Below are 21,234 nucleotides of genomic sequence, written 5' to 3'. Positions count from 1 at the left end.
CGAGGGAGGGGCGGGACACCGGTGCTCGACGTGAGGCGGCTGCTGCTCCTGCGGGAGGTCGCCACCCGCGGCACGCTCGCCGCGGCCGCCGAGGCGCTCAGCTACTCCCCCTCCCACGTCTCCCAGCAGCTGACGCTGCTGGCGCGCGAGGCGGGGGCGCCCCTGCTGCGCCGCACCGGCCGCCGCGTGGTGCTCACCGCCGAGGCCGAGGAGCTGGTGGCCGCCGCCGGGGAGGTGCTCGACGTGCTGGAGCGCGCCCAGGCCCGGGTGGCGGTGACCGCGCGCGAGCGCGCCGGGGGCCCGTCGGCGCCGCTGACCGGGCGAGTGCGGCTGGCGGTGTTCCAGTCCGCGGCCCTGGCGCTGGTGCCCGGGGCGCTGCGGCAGCTCACCGCCGAGCACCCCGACCTGCGGGTGGAGGTGGTGCAGGCCGAGCCCGGCGCCGCGCTGGAGTCTGCGGCGGTCCGGGCAGCGGCGTCACAGGCGCGAGACTTCGACGTCGTCGTCGCCGAGGAGTACCCGGCGCACTCGGCGCCGCACCTGCCCGGGCTGGTGCGCACCGAGCTGGTCCGCGACGCGCTGCGCCTGGCGCTGCCGCCCGAGCACCTCGCGCCCGGCGTCCACGACCTCGCGAGCGCCGCGTCCCTGCCGTGGGTGGCCGAGCCGGAAGGCACCGCGAGCCGGCACTTCGCCGAGCAGACCTGCCGCACGAGCGGCTTCGAGCCGGACGTGCGGTTCACCAGCGCCGACCTGCAGACGCACCTGCGCCTGGTGGAGACCGGCTGCGCCGTCGCCGTCCTGCCCGACCTCGTCCACGCCGGGCGAGAGAGCGCCGCGCGCCTGGTGGAGCTGCCGGGACAGCCGCGCCGGACGGTGTTCGCCGCGCAGCGCGCCGCGGCGTCCGGCCAGCCGGGCCTCGCCGTCGTCGTCGCCGCGCTCAGGGCCCAGGTCGCGAGCTGACGGCGTCGTGGACGGCGGAGGCCACCACGAGGTCCTGCCACGCCATGCCGGTGCCCTTGAACACCACCGCGCCGGAGGGGACGGGGGCCCGGCCGGTGACGAGGTCGGCCAGGGGCAGCAGGTCGCCCTCCTCGAGCGCGCCCTCCGCGATGGCCATGACGACGTCACCCGCCTCCCGCAGCGCCGTCGCGCGGTCCTCGACGACCACGGCGGCCCGTGCCAGCAGCGCCGCGTCCAGCTCGCGCCGGTCCGGCTCGTGGGTGCCCACCGCGACGACGACGACGTCCTCGCGGAGCACCGACGAGTCGAACAGCGGCTCCCCGGCGGAGGTCGCGCAGACCACCACGTCGGCCGCGGCGAGCGCCTCCCGCGCCGCGGGCGAGCCGAGCGCCAGCAGGTCCCCGTCCGCGTCGCCGACCAGCTCACCGGTCGGTCCGACGCGGGCGGGGTCGCGCACGAGCACGTCGAGGTGGCCCACCGCGCGCTCCACGGGCGTGCCCGGCCCCAGGCACGCCAGCAGCGCGGCGACGTGGCCCTGCGCCTGCACACCGCTGCCGACGACGACGGCGCGCAGCGGGCTGCGCGTCGAGCCGGGGCGGCCGGGGCGGCCGGCCAGCACCGACTGCACGGCGAGCAGGGACGTCGCGGGCGTGCGCAGCCGCGTCAGGGAGGGGGCGTCCAGGGTGGCCAGCGGCACGAGGGTCGCCGCGTCGAGGAGGACGTAGACGCCGGTGATGCGGGGCAGGCCGAGCGCGGCGTTGCCGGGGGCGACGAACGCCAGCTTCACACCCGCCCGGTCGCCGACGGCCGCCGGCATGGTGAGCAGCTCGCCGCCGCCGAGCGCGGTGCTCGACCGGGGCGGGGCAGCCGCCGGGTCGAGCCCCGCGATCAGCGCCTGGCGCAGCAGGTCGGTGGCCCGGCGGGGGCCGACGGCGCTGAGCACGCGGTGGGCGTCGTGGTGGGGCAGTCCCGAGGCTGGCGCTGTGGTCGGCACAGCGCGCGAGCCTGGCACACCTGGACCGGTCCGTCGGTGCCACCGCCGCCGCTGTGCTGCCCGCCCGGCCGGCGCGACGGCGCCCGGGCGCGCAGCACACGCGGCTCCCCCGCCGCCGCCGTACGTTCCGGCACCACGAGACCGGTCGCGGGGCACGACCGCCGGACCGGCACCCTGCACGACGAGGAGCAGCACATGCCCGAGCAGGCGCACCCGGGGCGAGCCCGGGTCAGCATGGACATCGGCGGGACCTTCACCGACGTCGTCCACTACGACGAGGTGACCGGCGCGGTGACGGCCACCAAGGCCTCCACCACCCCGGCGGACCTGTCCGACGGCGTCCTGGCGGGCCTGGGCGCGGTCGTGGACTCCCCGGCGGAGATCTCCTTCCTCGTGCACGGGACCACCCAGGGCCTCAACGCGTTCCTGGAGCGGCGCGGCGTGCCGGTGCTGCTGCTGGCCTCCGCGGGCGTCGAGGACAGCTACCACATCGCCCGCGGCACCCGGCGCCGCCTGTACGACCTGCACTACCGCAAGCCGACCCCGCTGGTGCCCCGGCGCGACGTGGTGGGCGTGGGCGGGCGGATCGCTGCGGACGGCAGCGAGCTCGTCCCGCTGGACGAGGACGCCGTGCGCGCGGCCGCGAAGCGGGTGCGCGACGAGGGCCACGGGGCGGTCGCCGTCGCGCTGCTGTTCTCCTACGCCAACCCGGCCCACGAGCTGCGCGCCCGGGAGGTGCTGCGCGAGGAGCTGGGCCCCGACGTGTCGGTGTCGCTCTCGCACGAGGCGGCCAAGGAGTGGCGCGAGTACGAGCGCACCTCCTCGGCGGTGGTCGAGGCCTACACGGGCCCGGTGGTGCGGCGCTACCTGCAGCGCCTGGAGCGCCGCCTCGACGACGACGGCCTGGCGGTGCCGCTGCACGTCATGCAGTCCTCCGGGGGCATCGTCACCGCGGCCTCGGCGCAGGAGCGGCCCCTGCAGACGCTGCTGTCCGGCCCGGTCGGCGGAGCCATCGCCTGCGCCGAGCTGTCGGCGCGCAGCGGGCGCCCGCACCTCATCGGCGTGGACATGGGCGGCACGTCCTTCGACGTGTCGCTGGTGGTGGACGGCGAGCCCGACGTGACCGCGGAGGCCGAGCTCGAGGGCCTGCCGATGCTCATGAGCATCGTCAACATCCACACCGTCGGCGCCGGCGGCGGCTCCGTGGCCTGGAGCGAGGCGGGTGGGCTGCGGGTGGGACCGCGCTCGGCGGGTGCCCGCCCGGGACCTGTCTGCTACGGCCGCGGCGGCACCGAGCCGACGGTCACCGACGCGAACCTCGTGCTGGGGCGCATCGAGGCCGAGGGCTTCGCCGGAGGGCAGATGACCCTGGACGCGGCGTCGGCGGAACAGGCCCTCGGAGCGCTCGGGGAGCAGTTCGGGCTGAGCGCGCAGGCCATGGCCGAGGGCGTCTGCGACGTCGCGAACGCCACCATGGCGCAGGCGGTCCGCACCATCACCGTGGCGCGCGGCATCGACCCGCGCACCTCCTCCCTGGTGGCCTTCGGCGGCGCGGGACCCATGCACGCGGTGTTCCTCGCCGACGAGCTGGGGATCCCCGAGGTGCTCGTGCCGCGCCTGCCGGGCGCGTTCTCGGCGTGGGGGATGCTGCACACGAAGATCCGGCGCGACTACACCGAGCCGCACTACCGCCTGGACGCCGACGTCGACGGCGAGCAGGTGCGCGGGGTCCTGTCGCGCCTGGAGCAGCAGGGACTGGCCGACCTCGCCGCCGAGGGCGTGCCCGCCGCCGACCGCAGCGTCACCCACGCCGTCGACGTGCGCTACGAGGCCCAGGAGTTCACCCTCACCGTGCCGCTCACCGGTGCCGACGAGCCCTTGGTGGAGGGCTTCACCACGGCCCTGGCGCAGCGGTTCACCGCCGCGCACCAGGCCCGCTACGGACACGCCAACCCCGGCGCCCCGATCGAGCTGGTGACCCTGCGGACCACGGCCACGGGCGACCTGGGCGCACCGCCGCGCCACCCCCACCCGCGGGCCGAGACCGACGCCTTCGCGAGCACCACCCGCCGGGTCGTCTTCGCCGGCGCCGCGCACGACGCGCTCGTCGTCCACCGCGACGACCTGCTCGCCGGGCACGGCTTCTCCGGTCCCGCGGTCGTGCTCGAGGGGACCGCGACCACCGTGGTGCCCCCCGCGCACACCGTCACCGTCGACGACGACGGCACCCTCGTCATCCGCCAGCAGGAGGCCCGCGCATGAGCACCACCCCGACGAGCAGCACCGTCGACCCGGTCACCGTGGAGATCATCCGCAACGCGCTCAACGCGGCGGCGGACGACATGAACGCCACCCTGATCCGCTCCGCGTACACCCCGATCATCTACGAGGGCGGCGACTGCGTGGTCGCCCTCCTCGACGCCGACCACCAGGTGCTGGGGCAGTCCGCGGGCCTGCCGATCTTCCTGGGGAACCTGGAGACCTGCACCCTCGCCACCGAGGAGCGCTTCGGGCGCGGGGTCTGGCGGCCGGGCGACGTGTGGATCCTCAACGACTCCTACCTCGGCGGCACCCACCTCAACGACGTCACCCTCTTCGGCCCCGTCTTCGTCGGCGCGGGCACGGACGACGAGCAGCTGGTGGGCTTCACCGCGAGCCGCGCGCACTGGGTGGACGTCGGGTCCAAGGACCCGGGCGGCTCCATGGACTCCACCTCGATCTTCCAGGAGGGGCTGCGCCTGGGGCCGCAGCGGCTCGTGGTGGCGGGGGTGGAGCAGGAGGGACTGGTGGACGTCATCGCCACCAACGTCCGCTTCCCCTACCCGACCCTGGGCGACATGAGGGCGATGGTCGCCTGCATCACCATGGGCGAGAAGCGGCTGCAGGAGGTGGTGGAGCGCTTCGGCCTGGAGGTGCTCCTCGGCGCCCGCGACGAGATCTTCCGCCAGACCGAGGCGCTCGAGCGCGCGGTGATCGCGCAGATCCCCGACGGGGTCTACAGCGCCGAGGGCGTGCTCGACAGCGACGGCGTCACCCTCGACGCCCCGGTGCCGATCCGGCTCGACGTCACCGTGCGCGGGGAGAGCATCGACTTCGACGTCACCGGCTCCGCCGACCAGCAGACCGGCCCGGTGAACTGCGGGGTGGCGCAGGCGGTCTCGGCGCTGCGGGTCGGCTACAAGCTGCTGGTCTCCCCCGACCTGCCCGGCAACGGCGGCAGCTTTCGCACGATGACCACCCAGGTGCGCCGGGGCTCGGTGCTCGGCGCCGTGGCCCCCGCCGCGTGCCAGTGGTACTTCTCCCACCTGGGTCTGCTCATCGACCTGGTGGCCAAGGCGCTGGCCCCGGCCGTGCCCGACCGGGTGGCGGGCGCCTCCTTCGGGGACTCCATGATCGTGCTCACGGCCGGCAACGACCCGCGCAACGGCCGCGACTACGTGACCCTCGAGGCGACCGTCGGCGGCTGGGGCGCCTGGGAGGGCAGCGACGGCGAGACCGCGCTCATCAACAACGTCAACGGGTCCCTCAAGGACCTGCCGGTGGAGGTGCTCGAGACGCGCTACCCGATGCGCATCACCGAGTACCGGGTGCGGCCCGACTCCGGCGGCGCCGGCCGGTTCCGGGGCGGCGACGGCGTGGTCCGGCAGTACGAGATGCTCACCGACTGCACGGTCTCGCTGTGGTTCGAGCGCTCCCAGCAGCCCGCCTGGGGCCTGTTCGGAGGGCAGGACGCCGTCGGCCCCGACGTCGTCGTCAACCCCGGCCGCCCCGACGAGCGGCGGGTGCTCAAGGCCAACGGCCTGCGCCTGCGCGCCGGCGACGTGCTGCGGTGCTCCACCGGCGGCGGGGGCGGCTACGGCCCGGCCGCCGAGCGCGACCCCCAGCGGGTCCGCGACGACGTCCTCGACGGCCACCTCACCCCGGCTGGCGCGCGCGACCAGTACGGGCTCGACACCACCGCCTGACAGCAGGCCACCAGGTCAGCAGCGGCTCAGCCGCTGCCCGCTGCCCGCCACGCGCGCACCAGCCCGTGGCAGGCCACGTGCAGCGGCAGCCGCTGGGCCGGGTCGTCCAGCGCCAGGCCCAGCTCCCGCGCCCGCGCGGTGCGGGCGAGCACCGTGTTGCGGTGGACGCCCAGCTCGGCCGAGGCCGCCACCAGCGAGCCGCCGTGGTCGAGCACCGCGGCGACCGTCTCGGCGAGCACGAGGCGGTCGCGCGCGGCGGCGAGCTGGGGCAGGGCCAGCGCGGCCACCTCGGCGACCGCGGGCGCGGAGACCTGGGCGAGCACGGCGCGCACCCCGACGTCCTCGAACCAGGTGACGCGCCCCGCGTCGGCGCCGCCGACCCGGACGGCCAGACCGGCCTCCTCCACCGAGCGCACCAGGCCCGCCGCGCCCCGGTGCCCCCCGCCGACGCCCATCACCACGCCGTGGTCGGCCAGGAGCTGCTCCAGCCCCGCCGCGGCGCGGCGCGCCGCCGCCGGCGCCGGCTCCTCGGCCGTGTTCTGCCAGGAGACCCACCCGCCCTCGTGGGGCACCAGCGGCCACCCCGGCCGCAGCCGGGACCACTGGGCGCGCAGCAGCTGGGTCAGCTCGACGGCGGGCTCGTCGTCGTCCTCGCGCGCGTCCGCCAGCTCCAGGCGCACGGCGCGGTTGACGCCCTCGATCCTCCAGCCCAGCTCCGCGCTCCACCGGGGGACCTCACCGGCCGCGCCGCCGTCCGGCTCACCCGGCGCCGCAGCCGCGGCACCGGCCGGGCGCTGGGCCGCCGCGTGCAGCACCGCGAACGCCGCGCGCTCGGTCTCGGCCTGCGCGGAGGTGTCCAGGCGGCGCTGCGCCCACGCCGCCACCAGCGGCAGCCTCGCCAGGCGCAGCACGGACTCGGCGCTGCGGGCCTCGACGTCCGCCGCCACCGCCGAGGCGGCCTCGGGCAGGGACGCCACCAGCGAGGCCCAGGCCCGGCCACCGGGCCCGTTCACGGCCATCCGCACCTCGCGGTAGCCCTCGCGCTGCTGCACCGCGGCCGCCCGCCCCGCCAGCACCGAGCTGCCGGTGACCAGGGCGACCACCCCGGGGGCCAGCTCGGCGTTGAGCACGCCCAGCACGCCCCGCACCGTCGACTGCTCGGCCAGCTCCTCCGCGCAGCGGGCCACGCGGAGCGCCCGGGCCGCCTCCGGCGCTGCGGTGCGCGCCGCCAGCTCGAGGGCCACGTCGACGGCGTCGTCGTCGACCACCAGCAGCGCCGTGCCCAGGCGGCGCGCGAGCAGCGCGCTCGCGCCGCTCATCGCCGGCCGGGGCACCACCACCCCGGCGGCACCCCGCTCCCACGCGACGTGCAGCGCCGCAGCCAGCGACCACCCGCCGGTGGCCGCCTCGGCGTGGAGCACCACGAGGCGGTGCGCCGGCGTGCGCGCCAGCCTGTCGAACGTCTCGGCGAGCTCCACGCCCAGCACGCGCTGGGCGGGGTCCGGCAGCACCGCCACCTCGCCGCGGGCGAGCGGGTCGACGCGCACCAGCTCGGCCAGCGCCAGCGGCGCCGTCGCCCTGCTCACCGGCGGCGGGGGTGGTCGAGGGTGATGCCGTGCGAGGCCGGGCCGACCATGGTGAGCGCCTCCGCGGAGTACCAGACGGGGTGGGCGGGGATGACCAGGACGTCGACGAGGTCGCCCGGCCACAGGCTGTCGAGCGGGGCGATGACGCCCCGCTCGACGTCCAGGAGCGTGATGAGGTCGGGGGCGGCCGCCGTGAGGGAGCCGTCGCTGAAGACGGCCACGACCTCGCTGCGCAGCTCCAGCCGCAGCTGGCGGGCGTCGGAGCCGACCTGCTCCACGACCACGCTGCTGGGGTGCGTGGGGATCGTCGCGTCAGCCGGCCGGGACAGGTGCTCCAGCGCCACGATCCGGCCCCGGCCCACGCGGCGGCACCCGTTCACCGCGGCCAGGCGGGCCACCACGGTGTCCGGGTCGCGCGAGCCGAGCAGCACCCGCCCCGCCTCGACCAGCCGGCTCACCGTGCCCGGCAGGGCGGAGGTCGCGACCTCGGCTGCGGTGCACGGGTAGGCGGCCAGGGCCCCCCAGCCGCCGAGCGCGTCGATGCTGGAGCGGAGCAGGGCGTCGGCGCGCCAGGCGTCGGGCACCCGCAGGCTGACGCTCTCCCCCGTGGCGCCCGCCACCACCAGCGGTGTCACCGGCAGGCCCGCCAGGTGCATCGAGGTGTGGTGGATGAGGGCGAAGGTGCGGCCCATGCCGTCGGCGTCGAGCAGCGGCACGCCCAGCTGGCAGGCCACCGCGGCGGGCACCAGCGCGCTCACCGTGGCCGCCGACAGCGGCAGCACGGCCCCGACCGCGGTGCCGGACAGCCGCTCCAGCTCGCGCACGGCGGTGACGAACTCGTCACCCGTGGGCGGCAGGTCGGCCAGCGCCGCACCGGAGCCGATGACGCACACCGCCGCGCAGCCCACCTGCGGCGGCAGCGCCCGGGGCGGCACCAGGCGCAGCGGCCCGCTGCGCCCGAGGAGGTCCGTCAGCCACGCGACCGTCGTCTCCAGGCTCGAGGGGGCCAGCGACGGCGAGTAGAGCATCGCGCCCGCCGCCAGCGCCGGGACGTCGGCCGCGGTCAGCTCCCCGTCACTCATCGACCGACCCCGCCCACGCGCACGCGCACGCGCACCGTCCCGGCTCGGCTGTACGGCACGGCCACGGTGGAGACCTCCACCACGTCGGCGCTGCCCGGCTCGGCGCCGTTGGCGGTGGCGACGGCGGTGGCCCTCCGCACCGCGGCGCGCTGGACGGCCGCGAGGTCGTCCGCGGACCCGATGGCCGCGATCTCGTCGAGCCAGGACAGCGGCCGGGCCAGGGCCGCGCCGACGCAGGCGAGCTCGTCGAGCTCGCCGTCGGCGACGACGTCGGGGACCCGGGCCTGCGCCCCTGGGGCGCCTGCACGACCGGTGCGGTCTGGGCGGTCTGGGCGGTCAGCGGCGGGTGAGGACGGTCGGGCCCGGTCCAGGGCCACCGACGGCACCACCAGCTCGGCGGCGGGCTCGCCCACCACGAGGGGGCGCACCAGCGCCAGGCCGTTGCGCACGCCCCCGACGAGGTGCCCGCCGTCCGCGGCGGGGAGGAGCACTCGGCAGCCGTCCGCGACGGCGAGCTGCGCGGCGCCGAGCACCGCCGGCCCCTGCCCGCTGCCCAGCACCAGCACGGGCGCCGCCCGAGCCCGCTCGGCGCTGAGGGAGCCGCCGTCCCCGCGGCACAGGCGCAGCTCGGCCCCGCGCCCGCCCGCCCGGCGCCGCAGCACCGCCTCGGCGCGGTCGACCACCGCGTCGACCGCGCCGCGCAGGGCGGCGTCGGCGATCACCGTGGCCTCGCGGGCAGCGCTGCCGTGGCCGCCGAAGTCGTGCGCGGCGCTGATGCGGGCCCCGGGCAGGGCGGCCTGCACCGCGTCGGCCACGGTGCGCTCGTGCACCGGCTGCCCCGCAGACCCGGCGGCCACCACCGCGACGCACCGCGGCGAGGCGGCGGCGAGGTCGGCCACCGCCGCGGCGAGCGCGGCGCGGTCGAGCAGGCGCAGCTCGCGCCCGAGCAGGTCGTGCCCGCCCGGCACCACCCAGCGCCGGCTGACGAGCGCCTCGAGCAGCGCCGAGGGGTGGCGCGCCAGCGCGGGGTCGGTGCTGGGCCGCGGCGCGACCCGCACCACGGCCACCGGGTCGAGCGAGCCGGGGTGCTGGAGCAGGTGCTCGAGGTGCGGGCCGACGTCCAGCACCACCGAGACGGGCCGGGCCGCGGGGCCAGCGGTCGCGGTCGCGAGGGCGGCCGTGGCGGCGGCGGTGAGCACGCGCTCGAGCGCCCCGGGACCGGTGGCCCGCTCGACGAGGAGCACCTGCGGAGGGGACGCGGCCCCGGCGGAGGGACGCACGACGGCGGCCGTGGCGCCGTCGTGCCGCAGCTGGGCGCCGACGAGTGAGGGGCCGGTGTGCTGGAAGCACTCCGACCCCTCCTCGAGCAGGGCTGGCGGCACCGCTGCAGGCTACCGGGCGCGGCGGCGCAGCACCCCGTCGACGGTGACGGCGACCAGGATCAGCCCGCCGGTGGTGACCTGCAGGTACGTGGTGTCCCACCCGAGGAGGTTGAAGCCGTTCCCGATGAGGGTCAGCAGCAGCGCACCGACCACGCCGCGCCAGACCGCGCCCTCGCCGCCGAGGATGCTCGTGCCACCGATGACGGCCGCGGCGATGGCGTTGAGGTCGTACCCGGTGGCCATGCTCGACTGCGCGGAGCCGGCGCGGGAGGCCAGGATGAGCCCGGCGAGCGCCGCGCAGACACCGCTGATGGTGTACGCGGCGATGTGGACGCGGTCGGTGCGGATCCCGGACAGGCGCGCCGCCTCGGCGTTGCCGCCGACCGCGTACAGGCGCCGCCCGAAGGTGGTCGAGGAGACCAGCAGCGACGCCGCGACGGCCACGACGACGAACATCACGGTGGCCGAGGTGAGCCCGAACAGCGACGGCCAGGTGAGCATGCCGAACTGCTCGGCCTGGCTGGCGACCGGGTAGGCGATGGCGCCGGCGGTGATGACCACCGCCATGCCGCGGTAGATGATCGACGTGGCGAGCGTGCCGATGAACGAGTTCACGCGCGACTTGACCACCACGGTGCCGGTCAGCAGCCCGAGCAGCGCTCCGGTGACGACGGCGGCGACGAAGCCCCCCACCACGCCGACCTGCTGGCTGGCGGTCACCCCGACGATCGCGGAGACGGCGAGCGCGGCGCTGGCGGTGAGGTCGAAGACGCCGCTGAGGATGCAGATGGTGGCGCCGATCGCCAGCAGCCCGACCACGGAGGCCTGGTCGAGCAGGTTCACGAGGTTCTGCGCGGTGAGGAACGTGTCGGTGCTCAGGGACAGGGCGACGACGATGACGACGAGCGCCACGAGGATGCCGTAGTCGCGCACCCTGACCCCGGGGCGCGGACGGGGACGGGCGCTGGGCGCGCTCGTCGACGCGGCCGTGGTGCTGGTGCTCATGCGGAGGTCCTCTCGGCGGACGGGTCGGCGGGCTGGTCGGTGGACTGGTCGGTGGGCTCGTCGTCGCCGAAGGCGAGCGCCACCACGGCCTCGCGCGGCGCGTCGCGGCCGAACTCCCCCACCACGCGGCCGTGGCGGAGCACGAGCACGCGGTGCGACAGCGCGAGGACCTCCTCGACCTCGCTGGACACGACGACGACGGCACGGCCCTGGCGGGCGAGGTCGACGACGAGGTGGTGCAGCTGGGTCTTGGCGGCCACGTCGACGCCGCGCGTCGGCTCGTCCACCAGCAGCACGCGCGGCTCGCGCAGCAGCCACTTGGCGAAGAGGACCTTCTGCTGGTTGCCCCCCGAGAGGGCCCCGACCGCGGCGGTGGGGTCAGCGGCGCGCACGTCGGTGCTCCGGCTGACGCGCTCGACCGCCGACCGCTCGGGTCGCCTCCTCACGAACCCGGCCCGCGCTCGGGCGGCCAGGGAGGCCAGCGCGGTGTTCTCCGCGATGGAGCGGACCAGCACCAGGCCCTGCTCCTTGCGCGACTCGGGGACCAGGGCGACGCCGGCGGCCATCGCCGCCCGCGGGGAGGGCCGGGTGATGACGGTGCCGTCGACGCTCACAGTGCCCGAGGTGGCGGTGTCGGAGCCGAAGAGCAGGTGCAGCAGCTCGCTGCGACCCGACCCGACGAGCCCCGCCACGCCGAGCACCTCACCGGCGCGCACGCGCAGGTCGACGTCGTGCACCGGCCGAGCGCCGGTGGTGCGCGAGAGCCCGACCGCCTCGAGGAGCACGGGGGCGCCGTCGGGCACCGGGGGCGGTGCGGGGTAGAGGACGTCCACCTGCCGCCCCACCATGTGCCGCACCAGCGACGCGGGGGTCTGCTCGGCGGCGTCGCCGGAGTGCACCAGGTCCCCGTCGCGCAGCACGGTGAGGCGGTCCGCCACGGCGAGCACCTCCTCCAGGAAGTGGCTGACCAGGAGGACCGTGGTCCCGCCGGCGGCGAGGTCGCGCATGAGCTGGAGCAGACCGGCCTTCTCGTGCTCGGTGAGCACGGCGGTCGGCTCGTCGAAGGCGATGACGCGAGCGCCGCGGGCCAGGGCGCGCAGCACCTCGACCTGCTGCTGCGCCCCCGTGGAGAGGTCCTTGACCCGGGCGGTGGCGTCGAGGTCGAAGCCGGTGCGGGCCAGCAGCTCGTCGAAGGCGGCGCGGTCCGCGCGGCGCGCGACCCATCCCGCGCGGGCGCGCCAGCGGCCCAGCACCACGTTGTCGAGCACCGTCATGGCGGGCACCAGGGCGCCCTCCTGGGTGATGAGGCTGACTCCCTGGGCGATGGCGTCGCGGGGGCTGGTCATGGTGGTGACCACCCCGTCGAAGCTCACCTCCCCGGCGTCGGCGCGCACGGCGCCGCCCAGCACCTTGAGCAGCGTCGACTTGCCGGCGCCGTTCTCCCCGACGAGGGCGTGCACCTCCCCGGGGGCGATGTCGAGGTCGATGCCGCGCAGCACCGAGACGCCGCCGTAGCTCTTGCCGACACCGCGCACGCGGATGTGGGGTGCGGCCCGCGGGGTGGCCCGCGGCGCTGCTGGTCCTGTCACGGTCTGCTCCTCACGGGTGGGAGCCCGGCGGTCGGGCGGGGGGCACCCGACCGCCGGGCGGTCTTCGTCTCGCCGGTCTGCCGGTCGGCGGCGGGTCAGTCGCTGTACTCGGCGGTGAGGCCGGCCAGGGTCTCCTTGGTGCCGAGCGCCTTGAAGGGCGTGAGCGTCGCCGAGTCCGTGGCCGTCGCCACCTGCTCGCCGCGGTGCTTCTTCAGGCCCAGCTCGGTGGCCGTCTTGCCGTCCGTCTTCTCCGGGATGACGTACGTGCCGTACCAGGAGCCGTCCATGACGCCGGCGTAGGCCTGGGTGGAGCCACCGTTGCCGACGTAGAGGACGTCGGTGCGGCCCGCGGTGAGCGCCGAGGCGCCTTCCACGGCCTGCGAGGACCCGATGACCACGTTGACGCCCGGGTTGGCCTGCAGGACGTTCTGCATGGCGGTGCGGCCCGAGTCGGGCGTGTAGCCGCCGATCGGGCTGGCGACCAGGTTCGCGCCCCCGGCCTTGAGCGCGTCCTGGGCGGCCTTGGTGCGGGCGGCGTCGAGGGGGTAGTTGTCGAAGCCCTGGAGGTAGGCCACCTGGCAGGACTGCTGGTCGAGCTGCTTGCCCAGCTGCTTGCAGGCGTCCAGGCCCATCTTCGCGAGGCCCTCCCCGTTGGCGGTGGGGGCGTCGACGATGGAGATGACGCCGTCGACCTGCGGCTCGACGGTGTCGAAGCGCCCCCCGATGGGCGTGAACTCCACCACCACGGTGATGCCGGCGGCCAGCGCCTGCTTGACCGGCTGGGTGATGGCGGTGCCGTCGTTGGCCTGGATGACCACCACGTCGAAGCGCTTGCTGGTGACGGCGTCGGTGAGCTGCTGCACCTGGGTGGCGCCGTCGAAGTTGGAGTCGACGAACTCCGCGGTGGCGTTGCCCGCCTGGGCCGCCTCCTGGACGCCGGCCCAGGCGGCCTGGGCGAAGGAGTTGGCCTTGGCGAAGCCGAAGAAGCCCACGCGCAGCTGCTGGTCGGCGGCCGCGGCGGTGCTCGCGGCGCTGGTGGCGGTGCCGCCGGCGCCGGCGTTGGGGTTGCTGCAGGCGCTGGCGAGGGCGAGGGCGGCGGCGCCGAACAGGGCGGCGACGGCACGGGTGGAGCGCTTCACGGTGTCTCCTCGGAGGCTGGGGTCGGGCATGGAGCTGGATCAGCGGACGGGGCCGAGCACGGCCCCGGATCGGGGCGCCGCGTCCCCGTCGAGCAGGGGGGCCAGGGCGGCGCCCACCTCGTTGCGCCACGGGTCGGCGACCCAGGCGGCGTAGGCCGCCTCGTCGTCCCACTCGGCGATGACGACGTGCGTGGCGCTGCCCGCGGCCAGAGACCCCTCGACCGTGCGCAGCAGCACGGCGCCGCGGCAGCCGGGGAAGGCGCGGGAGCGGTCGAGGACGCCGAGGTGGGCGTACAGGTCGTCGACGGCCTGCTCGCTGCCGGGGCGGGCGCTGAGGGGGAGCACGCTGGTGATCACGGGGGGGTCCTCCTGGGGCGGGGTGGGCGAATGCTGGCCGAGGTCTCCGGCGGTCCGCTGTGCCAGCAGCACACCGGCGCCGCCTCCGACTGTGTCCTGTGCGCAGCGCGCCCGGGGTGGTTGACAGGTCTGCGCGGTGCGTGCGAGCGTCCGCAGCCTCGTCCGACCGCGGGCTGCGCAGCCCGGTGGCCCGTGACGAGCGGCCGGGTCCGTCAGACGCCCGCCCCCGCCAGCGCGCCACGCCGCCTCGGGGCACGGTGCGCGCGGTCCACCCCGCCGCCGGCGCGACCGCGCCCTCCCTCCCCCGCACCCCGGCTCCCGGGGTGCGCCGTCGGCTACCCGGCGCTCCCCCGCGCCGTCGAGAGGTGGACCCCGTGAGCACGAGCGAGCAGACCAGCGAGCACCCCGGCAGGACCGCGCGCGTCGCCATCGACGTGGGCGGGACCTTCACCGACGTCGTCGAGCTGCTGCCCGGGACCGGAGCCCTGCGCTTCGAGAAGGTCCCGACCACCCCCGACGCCCCCACGCGCGGCGTCATGGCCGGCTTCGCGGCCACCAGCGGGGAGGTGTCCGCGGTGAGGACCTTCACGCACGGCACCACGCTCGGGCTGAACGCCCTGCTGACCCGCACCGGAGCGCGCACCGCCGTGGTGGGCACGCGCGGCTTCCGGGACGTGTACCTCCTGGGCCGCACCGACCGGCGCGTGAACTTCGACATCACCTACCGCAAGCCGGCGGCGCTCCTGGAGCGCTACGACACCTTCGAGGTCACCGAGCGCTCCTGGCACGACGGGTCGGTGGTGACGCCCTTCGACCGCGACGACGCCGCCCGCGTGGCGCGCACCGTCGCCGAGCGCGGCTACGACGCGGTGGCCGTGTGCTTCCTGCACTCCTACGCCAACCCCGACCACGAGCTGGCCATGCGCGAGGTGCTGGCCGAGCTGGCGCCGGGGGTGACGGTGACGCTCTCGCACGAGCTGAGCCGGGAGTACCGCGAGTTCGAGCGCACCAGCACGGCCGTGCTGGACGCGTACGTCAAGCCCGTGGTGCGCCGCTACCTCGGTGCGCTGGAGGGGGAGCTGGAGGACGCCGGCTTCGGCGGGCGCTTCCTCATGACCCGCTCCGGCGGCGGCGCGATGAGCGCCACCGCGGCCCGCGAGCAGCCGGTCAGCCTCATCCTGTCCGGTCCGGCCGGCGGCGTGGTGGGGGCGGTGGCCCTGGCGGAGGCGCTGGGGATGCCCGACCTCATCACCATCGACATGGGCGGCACGTCGCTGGACGCCTCCCTCGTGCTCGACGGCGAGCCGGTGCTGCACCAGGGCGCGGAGTTCGAGGGCATGCCCATCAACACCCCGTCGCTGTACATCCACACCATCGGCGCCGGCGGCGGGTCCCTGGGCTGGCTCGACGCCGCCGGGGCCCTGCAGGTCGGGCCCGCCAGCGCCGGTGCGGTGCCGGGGCCGGCGTCCTACGGCCGCGGCGGTGACCGCCCGACCTTCACCGACGCGGCGCTGGCCATCGGCTACCTGGGCACCGAGGCGCCGCTGGGCGGCACGCTGCGGCTGGACGCCGAGCTCGCGCGGAAGGCCCTGCAGCCGCTGGCCCAGGAGCTGGGGCTGTCGGTGCCGGCGCTGGCGCGCGGCATGGTGGCCATCTCCACCACGAAGATCATGGGCGCGGTGCGGGCCATCACCGTGGAGGTGGGCCGCGACCCCAAGGACTTCGCGATGCTGTCCTTCGGCGGGGGCGGCGGCCTCGTGGCCGTCGACGTCGCCGTCGAGCTGGGCATCCCCACCGTGGTGGTGCCGCCGGGGCAGGGCGCGTTCTGCGCGTTCGGGATGCTCCTGGCCGACGTCCAGCACGACGCCTCGCGCACCGTGGTGGTGGCCCTGGCCGACCTGGACCCGGCCGAGGCCGACGGGCAGTGGCGCGCCATGGAGGACGACGCGCGCGCGGCGCTCGCCGAGGAGGGCTTCGAGGGCCCCTCGGTGGTGCTGGCGCGCAGCCTGGACGTGCGCTACGCCGGGCAGGAGCACTCGGTGACGCTCGCCGTCGGGGAGGGCGCCCTCGACCCCGCCCGCGTGGCGGCGGACTTCGCGGCGCTGCACGAGCGCCAGTACGGCCACACCATGACCGACCCGGTCGAGGTGACGACGCTGCGGCTGCGGGCCACCGGCGTGGTCGACAAGCCGGAGCTGCCGCGGCTGCGGACGCGGACCGCGGCCGACGGGCCGCTGCAGCGCGACGGCGTGCGCCCGGTGCACGTCAGCGACGCGGATCCGGCCGTGCCCTACGCGCTGTACACCCGCGAGGCGATGCTCGCCGGGGACGAGGTCGCCGGTCCCGCCGTCGTCACCGAGCACACCGCCACCACCGTGCTGCACGCCTCGGACGTGCTGCGCGTCGGCTCGCTGGGCGAGCTCGTCATCACCGTCGGCCAGCGCTGAGACCCGGAGGCACCCCCATGAGCACGACAGACGCGATCACCACCGAGGTCATCCGCCACGGGTTGCTGGCCAGCGCTGAGGAGATGGCGCGCAACCTGTGCCGCACCGCGTACAACACGGTGGTCTACGAGATCCACGACTACGGGATCGGGCTGCACGACGCCGCCGGCGACGTCGTGGCCGACGCCCCCGGCATCGCCGTGTTCACCCGCGGCAACGACCACGGCATCAAGCGCGCGGTGGAGTTCCTCGGCGCCGACGCCATGAGGCCGGGTGACGTCTTCATCCTCAACTACCCCTACTGGTCGAGCGCGCACACGCTGGACCCGCTGGTCTTCGCCCCGGTCCACGCCGACGACGAGGACGGCGTCCAGCAGCTGGTGGGCTTCGCCTCCTGCCGCATCCACGTGCTGGACCTCAAGCAGAAGGACCCGGGCTACGTGCTCGACTCCACCGACGCCTCCCAGGAGGGGATCTTCTTCCCCGCCACGCGGCTGTACGTGGAGGGCCGCCAGAACGACGACGTCTTCAACATCATCCGCTTCAACTCCCGGATGCCCGAGCGCACGATCGGCGACATCCAGGCGCAGGTCTCGGCCTGCGTGACCGGACGGCGGCGGGTGCAGGAGCTGGTCGCGAAGTACGGGATGGGGACCGTGCAGGGGGCCATGCGGGCCATCAACGAGCACGGCGAGAAGCTGGCCCGGCTGGCGCTGGCGGGGCTGCCGAAGGGCACCTGGACCGCTCACGACTTCGTCGACAACGACGGCGTCGACCTCGACCGCCTCATCAGGATGAACTGCACGGTGACCATCACCGACGACGAGTTCGTCATCGACTGGACCGGCTCGGAGACCGGGGTCCGCGGCCCCATCAACCTGCCCGTGGGACAGACCGAGGCGTTCTGCTCGCTGGTCTTCAAGGCCATGACGACGCCGGACACGCCCGTGGTGGCGGGCAACTTCGCGCCGCTGCGGGTCGTCACCGAGCCGGGCTCGGTGATGCACGCGGTGCACCCGATGCCCACGTTCACGCTCTGGACGGCGCTCATCGGCGGGGAGGTGGTGCTCAAGGCCCTCGCCCAGGGCATGCCCGACCGGGTGCCGGCCTCCTCCGGCGGTGACGTCTGCTCGATGATGGGCCTGGGCACGCACCCCCGCACCGGGGAGGCCTGGCTGGAGGCGACCAACGAGGCCGTCGGCTTCGGCGGGCACGCCGGCGGCGACGGCGAGGACGGGATCATGCACCTGTCCGAGCCCGGGTGCCGCAACAACCCCGTCGAGGTGCTGGAGACCAAGTCGTCCATGGTCATCGACTCCTACGGCTACCGGCCGGACACCGGTGGCGCGGGGCAGCACCGCGGCGGCGTCGGCGTCGCCCGCAGCTACCGCTTCACCGGGCCCTCCACCGGCATCTGCCTGGTCTACAAGACCCGCACCCAGCCGTGGCCGGTGCTCGGGGGCCAGCCCGGCGCCAACAACCAGGTCTTCCTCAACCCGGGCACCGACCGCGAGGTCGTGCAGGGCGGCTCGTACAACCACCTGGAGGCCGGTGACGTGCTCGTCAACGCCACCGGGGGTGGCGGCGGCTACGGCGACCCGCTGCTGCGCGACCCGGCTGCCGTGGGCCGCGACGTCCGCAACGAGTTCGTCTCCGTGGGAGCGGCGCTGCGCGACTACGGCGTGGTCGTGTCCGCCGACGGCACCGTCGACGAGGCGGCCACCCGCGACGCACGGGCCGAGCGGGCCTCGCGGGTGCTGGCATGAGCCTCGTCGTCGTCGGGGCTGACGTCTGGGACGGGGAGTCCGACACCCCCGTGCCCGCCACCGTGGTCTGCGAGGGCGGCAGCGTCACCGAGGTGCTCGACCCCGGCGCCGCCTCCGACGCGGCGGTGACCCGTGTGCGCGAGGCGGGGGGCCGCGTGCTCGAGGCGGCGGGCCGCACCGTGCTGCCGGGGCTCATCGACGCCCACTGCCACGCCTACGCGGCGGCCCTGTCACCGCGCGACATCGAGTCGTGGCCGCTGAGCTACGTGGCCCTCAACGCCCGGCGCCGGCTGGAGGCGGCCCTCGCGCGGGGGTTCACCACGGTGCGCGACGTCGCCGGCGGTGACGCCGGGCTGGCCCGCGCCCTCGACGAGGGGCTCGTCGTCGGCCCGCGCTACCTCTACACGGGTGCGGCGCTGTCGCAGACCGGCGGCCACGGGGAGGTCCGGGGTCGCGGCGAGGAGCTGTGCGGCTGCAACGCGCACACCAGCGAGGTGGTCGACGGCGTCGACGCGCTGCGGCGCGCCGTGCGCGAGCGCTTCCACGGCGGGGCGCACGCCATCAAGGTGATGGCCTCGGGTGGGGTGGTCTCCGAGACCGACCCGATCCGGGTGCCGCAGTACTCCGCCGAGGAGCTGCGCGCGGTGTGCGACGAGGCGGCCCGCCGCGGCTCGTACGTGGCGGCGCACGCCTACTCCCCCGAGGCGATCGCGCACGCGGTCGGCGCCGGGGTGCGCAGCGTCGAGCACGGGAACCTGCTCGACGTCCCCACGGCGGCCCTCATGGCCGAGCGGGGAGCGGTGCTCGTGGCGACCCTCGGCTGCTACGAGGCGATGGCGCGGCGGGGCGCCGACCTGGGCATGAGCCCGGTGGCGCAGGCGAAGAACAGGGAGGTGCTCGCCGCGGGGCGCGACGCGGTGGGCCTGGCGGTGGCCGCCGGGGTGCCGGTGGGATTCGGCTCGGACCTCATGGGGCCGCTGGAGGACGAGCAGCTGGCCTGCCTGCGGCTGCACCTGGACGTGCTCGGGACGCTGCAGGGACTGCGCTCGGCGACGTCGGTGAACGCCGACGTGCTCCAGCGGCCGGACCTCGGCCGGGTGCGGCCCGGTGGGGCCGCCGACCTGCTGGTGGTCGACGGCGACCCCTTCACCCGTCCCGACGTGCTCTGGGGCGAGCGGGACCGGCGCACCGTGGTGCGCGGCGGCGAGGTCGTGACCGGGTGACGGCGGAGGTGACGGCGGGGGTGACGGCGGGCTGACGGCGGGGAGCCCTCAGACGGTGAAGCGGCCCGTGAGCTCCTGCAGCCGGCTGGCCGAGGCCGCCAGGGACCCGGCGGTGGTGGCGGTGTGCCCGGCGGACTCCCGGTTCTGCTCGGTGCCCGCGGCGATGTCGGAGACGTTCGCGGAGATCTGCGCCGAGCCGGTGGAGATCTCGGTGACGTTGCGGACCATCTCCGAGGTGGTCGCCGACTGCTCCTCCACCGCCGCGGCGATGGTCGACTGCACCTCGTCGATGCGGGCGATGACCTCACCGATCTGGGTGACCGCTGAGGCCGCGGCGGCGGTGTCGGCCTGGGTGGCGGTCACCTTGCCCACGATCTCCTCGGTGGCCTGGGCGGTCTGTCGGGCCAGCTCCTTGACCTCCCCGGCCACCACCGCGAAGCCCTTGCCCAGCTCACCGGCGCGGGCGGCCTCGATGGTGGCGTTGAGGGCGAGGAGGTTGGTCTGCTCGGCGATGGAGGTGATGAGCTTGACCACGTCACCGATCTCGCGGGAGGAGACCCCGAGGCGCTCGATGGCGGTCCCGGCTGCGCCGGCGGCGCTGACCGCCGAGGAGGCCATCGCCGAGGCGTCGGCGGTGGCCGAGGCGATCTGGGCGATGGCGGCGGTCATCTCCTCCCCGGCGGCGGCGACGGTGGAGATGGAGGCGGTGACCTGCTCGGAGGCTGCCGAGACGACCTGGGTCTGGGTGGCGGCCTCCTCGGCGCCGGAGGCCATCTGGGTGGACACGCTGGACAGGGAGGCCGAGGCCGTGGCCAGGGAGCGGGCCTCGGTGGTGATCTCCTGCATCGCCGTCGACAGCGCGCTGATGGTCGCGTCGGCGGCGGCGGCCAGCTGGCCCACCTCGTCGCGCGTGCCGAGCCCGACCTGGCGGTCCAGCCGGCCCTGGGCGACGCCGGCCATGACCTCGACCACCCGGCCCAGGGGGCGCGTCACCGAGCGGGACACGAGGGAGCCGATGACCACGGCGAGCACGAGGGCCGCCAGGGAGCAGCCCACCAGCACCGCGACCGCCGAGCGGTAGGCGTCCTGGCCCTGCTGCGCCATCGTCGCCGCGGCCTCGTTCTCGCTGACGGCGATGTCGGCGAGCGCGGCCGAGGCGGCGTTCGCGGCGGGCGTGGCGGCCTTCGCTCGCAGGGCCACGAACCCGTTGAGGTCGTTGGCCTCGGCCAGGGGGATGAGCTGCTGTGCCGCGGTGCGCCACTCGGCCAGGGCGCTGGTGTAGGCCTGCTGCTGGGCCGCGGTGCTGGCCGGGGCCGACGCCAGGTAGGCGGTCCACTGCGCGTCGAGGGCCTTCTGGTCGGCGTCGAGCGTCGCCACGGCCTTCGCGGTGCCGGCGGCGTCGGGGGTGAGCGCGGCGTTGGCCAGGTCGAAGCGGGCCTGGGAGAAGGCCAGAGCGGTCTTGTCGGCGGACTCGACGGACGCCAGGCCGCTTCCGGCCAGCGCCTTGAGGTTGGCCTGCGCCTCCCCCAGCCTGACCACGCCGATCGTGGAGACGGTGAGCAGCAGCAGGCAGACCACGCCGAAGCCGAGGGCCAGCTTCTTGGCGATCTTGAGGTTGGCGAGGCGGTGGGCCACGGGGGTCCTCCAGGAGCGAGGGAAGGTGCTCTGCTCCATCGGCAGACCCGACCCTCCTCTGGAGGTCTGACCCCCGACGTCCCCCAGCAGGCCCCCGGCCCGGGGCG

General features: G+C 75.9%; 15 protein-coding genes. 6 read left to right on the top strand and 9 right to left on the bottom strand.

Going from position 1 to position 21,234, the window contains the following annotated elements; all coding sequences use genetic code 11:
- Positions 1-21 precede the first annotated feature (21 nt).
- The gene (locus H7K62_RS04370; RefSeq protein WP_186716725.1) at positions 22-957 is read left to right on the top strand and encodes a LysR family transcriptional regulator; all 936 of its coding nucleotides are present in this window, start codon (positions 22-24) and stop codon (positions 955-957) included.
- Here the strand turns inward: H7K62_RS04370 and H7K62_RS04365 are convergent.
- On the bottom strand, positions 935-1,951 hold the full coding sequence (locus tag H7K62_RS04365; RefSeq protein WP_222437075.1) for an ornithine cyclodeaminase family protein: 1,017 nt from the start codon (positions 1,949-1,951) through the stop codon (positions 935-937). The two genes, H7K62_RS04370 and H7K62_RS04365, sit on opposite strands and share 23 nt — an antisense overlap.
- A 195-nt stretch (positions 1,952-2,146) precedes the next feature.
- Here H7K62_RS04365 and H7K62_RS04360 point away from each other — a divergent pair, with 195 nt between their 5' ends.
- Both H7K62_RS04360 and H7K62_RS04355 read left to right on the top strand, forming a co-directional pair.
- On the top strand, positions 2,147-4,213 hold the full coding sequence (locus H7K62_RS04360) for a hydantoinase/oxoprolinase family protein (protein ID WP_222437074.1): 2,067 nt from the start codon (positions 2,147-2,149) through the stop codon (positions 4,211-4,213).
- Positions 4,210-5,916 carry a hydantoinase B/oxoprolinase family protein gene (locus H7K62_RS04355; RefSeq protein WP_186716724.1) on the top strand — a complete coding sequence of 569 codons (1,707 nt, stop codon included), beginning with the start codon at positions 4,210-4,212 and terminating at the stop codon, positions 5,914-5,916. The genes H7K62_RS04360 and H7K62_RS04355 overlap by 4 nt, the downstream gene beginning before the upstream one ends.
- Positions 5,917-5,942: 26 nt before the next feature.
- Here H7K62_RS04355 and H7K62_RS23530 read toward each other — a convergent pair whose 3' ends face one another.
- The 7 genes from H7K62_RS23530 to H7K62_RS04320 all read right to left on the bottom strand — a co-directional run bounded on the left by H7K62_RS23530 (position 5,943) and on the right by H7K62_RS04320 (position 14,056).
- On the bottom strand, positions 5,943-7,502 hold the full coding sequence (locus H7K62_RS23530; protein ID WP_186716723.1) for a helix-turn-helix domain-containing protein: 1,560 nt from the start codon (positions 7,500-7,502) through the stop codon (positions 5,943-5,945).
- Positions 7,499-8,584 carry a DUF917 domain-containing protein gene (locus H7K62_RS04345; protein ID WP_186716722.1) on the bottom strand — a complete coding sequence of 362 codons (1,086 nt, stop codon included), beginning with the start codon at positions 8,582-8,584 and terminating at the stop codon, positions 7,499-7,501. Before H7K62_RS04345 ends, H7K62_RS23530 begins: the two co-directional genes overlap by 4 nt.
- The gene (locus tag H7K62_RS04340; RefSeq protein WP_186716721.1) at positions 8,581-9,966 is read right to left on the bottom strand and encodes a hydantoinase/oxoprolinase N-terminal domain-containing protein; all 1,386 of its coding nucleotides are present in this window, start codon (positions 9,964-9,966) and stop codon (positions 8,581-8,583) included. The genes H7K62_RS04345 and H7K62_RS04340 overlap by 4 nt, the downstream gene beginning before the upstream one ends.
- Before the next feature lie 9 nt (positions 9,967-9,975).
- Positions 9,976-10,971: an ABC transporter permease gene (locus tag H7K62_RS04335; protein ID WP_186716720.1), complete on the bottom strand. Its 996-nt coding sequence runs from the start codon at positions 10,969-10,971 to the stop codon at positions 9,976-9,978.
- A complete protein-coding gene (locus tag H7K62_RS04330) occupies positions 10,968-12,560 on the bottom strand; it encodes a sugar ABC transporter ATP-binding protein (RefSeq protein ID WP_186716719.1) in 1,593 nt (530 codons plus the stop codon). The genes H7K62_RS04335 and H7K62_RS04330 overlap by 4 nt, the downstream gene beginning before the upstream one ends.
- 95 nt (positions 12,561-12,655) lie before the next feature.
- Positions 12,656-13,699, bottom strand: coding sequence for a sugar ABC transporter substrate-binding protein (locus tag H7K62_RS04325; RefSeq protein WP_222437073.1), 1,044 nt, complete (start codon positions 13,697-13,699; stop codon positions 12,656-12,658).
- Positions 13,700-13,738: 39 nt separating this feature from the next.
- Positions 13,739-14,056 carry a putative quinol monooxygenase gene (locus H7K62_RS04320; protein ID WP_186716717.1) on the bottom strand — a complete coding sequence of 106 codons (318 nt, stop codon included), beginning with the start codon at positions 14,054-14,056 and terminating at the stop codon, positions 13,739-13,741.
- A 374-nt stretch (positions 14,057-14,430) separates the two neighbouring features.
- On the opposite strand from H7K62_RS04320, the gene H7K62_RS04315 reads away from it, so the two are divergent.
- Genes H7K62_RS04315 through H7K62_RS04305 form a run of 3 tightly spaced genes read left to right on the top strand, consistent with a single transcriptional unit; the run spans position 14,431 to position 19,492 of the window.
- Entirely contained in the window at positions 14,431-16,503 is a 2,073-nt protein-coding gene (locus H7K62_RS04315; RefSeq protein WP_186716716.1) for a hydantoinase/oxoprolinase family protein, read from the top strand.
- A gap of 17 nt (positions 16,504-16,520) precedes the next feature.
- Positions 16,521-18,269, top strand: a complete 1,749-nt coding sequence (locus H7K62_RS04310) for a hydantoinase B/oxoprolinase family protein (protein WP_186716715.1) — start codon at positions 16,521-16,523, stop codon at positions 18,267-18,269.
- Positions 18,266-19,492: a metal-dependent hydrolase family protein gene (locus H7K62_RS04305; RefSeq protein ID WP_186716714.1), complete on the top strand. Its 1,227-nt coding sequence runs from the start codon at positions 18,266-18,268 to the stop codon at positions 19,490-19,492. Before H7K62_RS04310 ends, H7K62_RS04305 begins: the two co-directional genes overlap by 4 nt.
- 48 nt (positions 19,493-19,540) lie before the next feature.
- Here H7K62_RS04305 and H7K62_RS04300 read toward each other — a convergent pair whose 3' ends face one another.
- Positions 19,541-21,127 (bottom strand): methyl-accepting chemotaxis protein, encoded by a 1,587-nt coding sequence (locus H7K62_RS04300; RefSeq protein WP_370591605.1) that lies wholly within the window; start codon positions 21,125-21,127, stop codon positions 19,541-19,543.
- Positions 21,128-21,234 lie beyond the last annotated feature (107 nt).

Origin of the sequence: Quadrisphaera sp. RL12-1S (assembly GCF_014270065.1) — a bacterium.
GTDB lineage: Bacteria > Actinomycetota > Actinomycetes > Actinomycetales > Quadrisphaeraceae > Quadrisphaera.
This window is presented reverse-complemented; position numbering and strand designations above follow the sequence as displayed.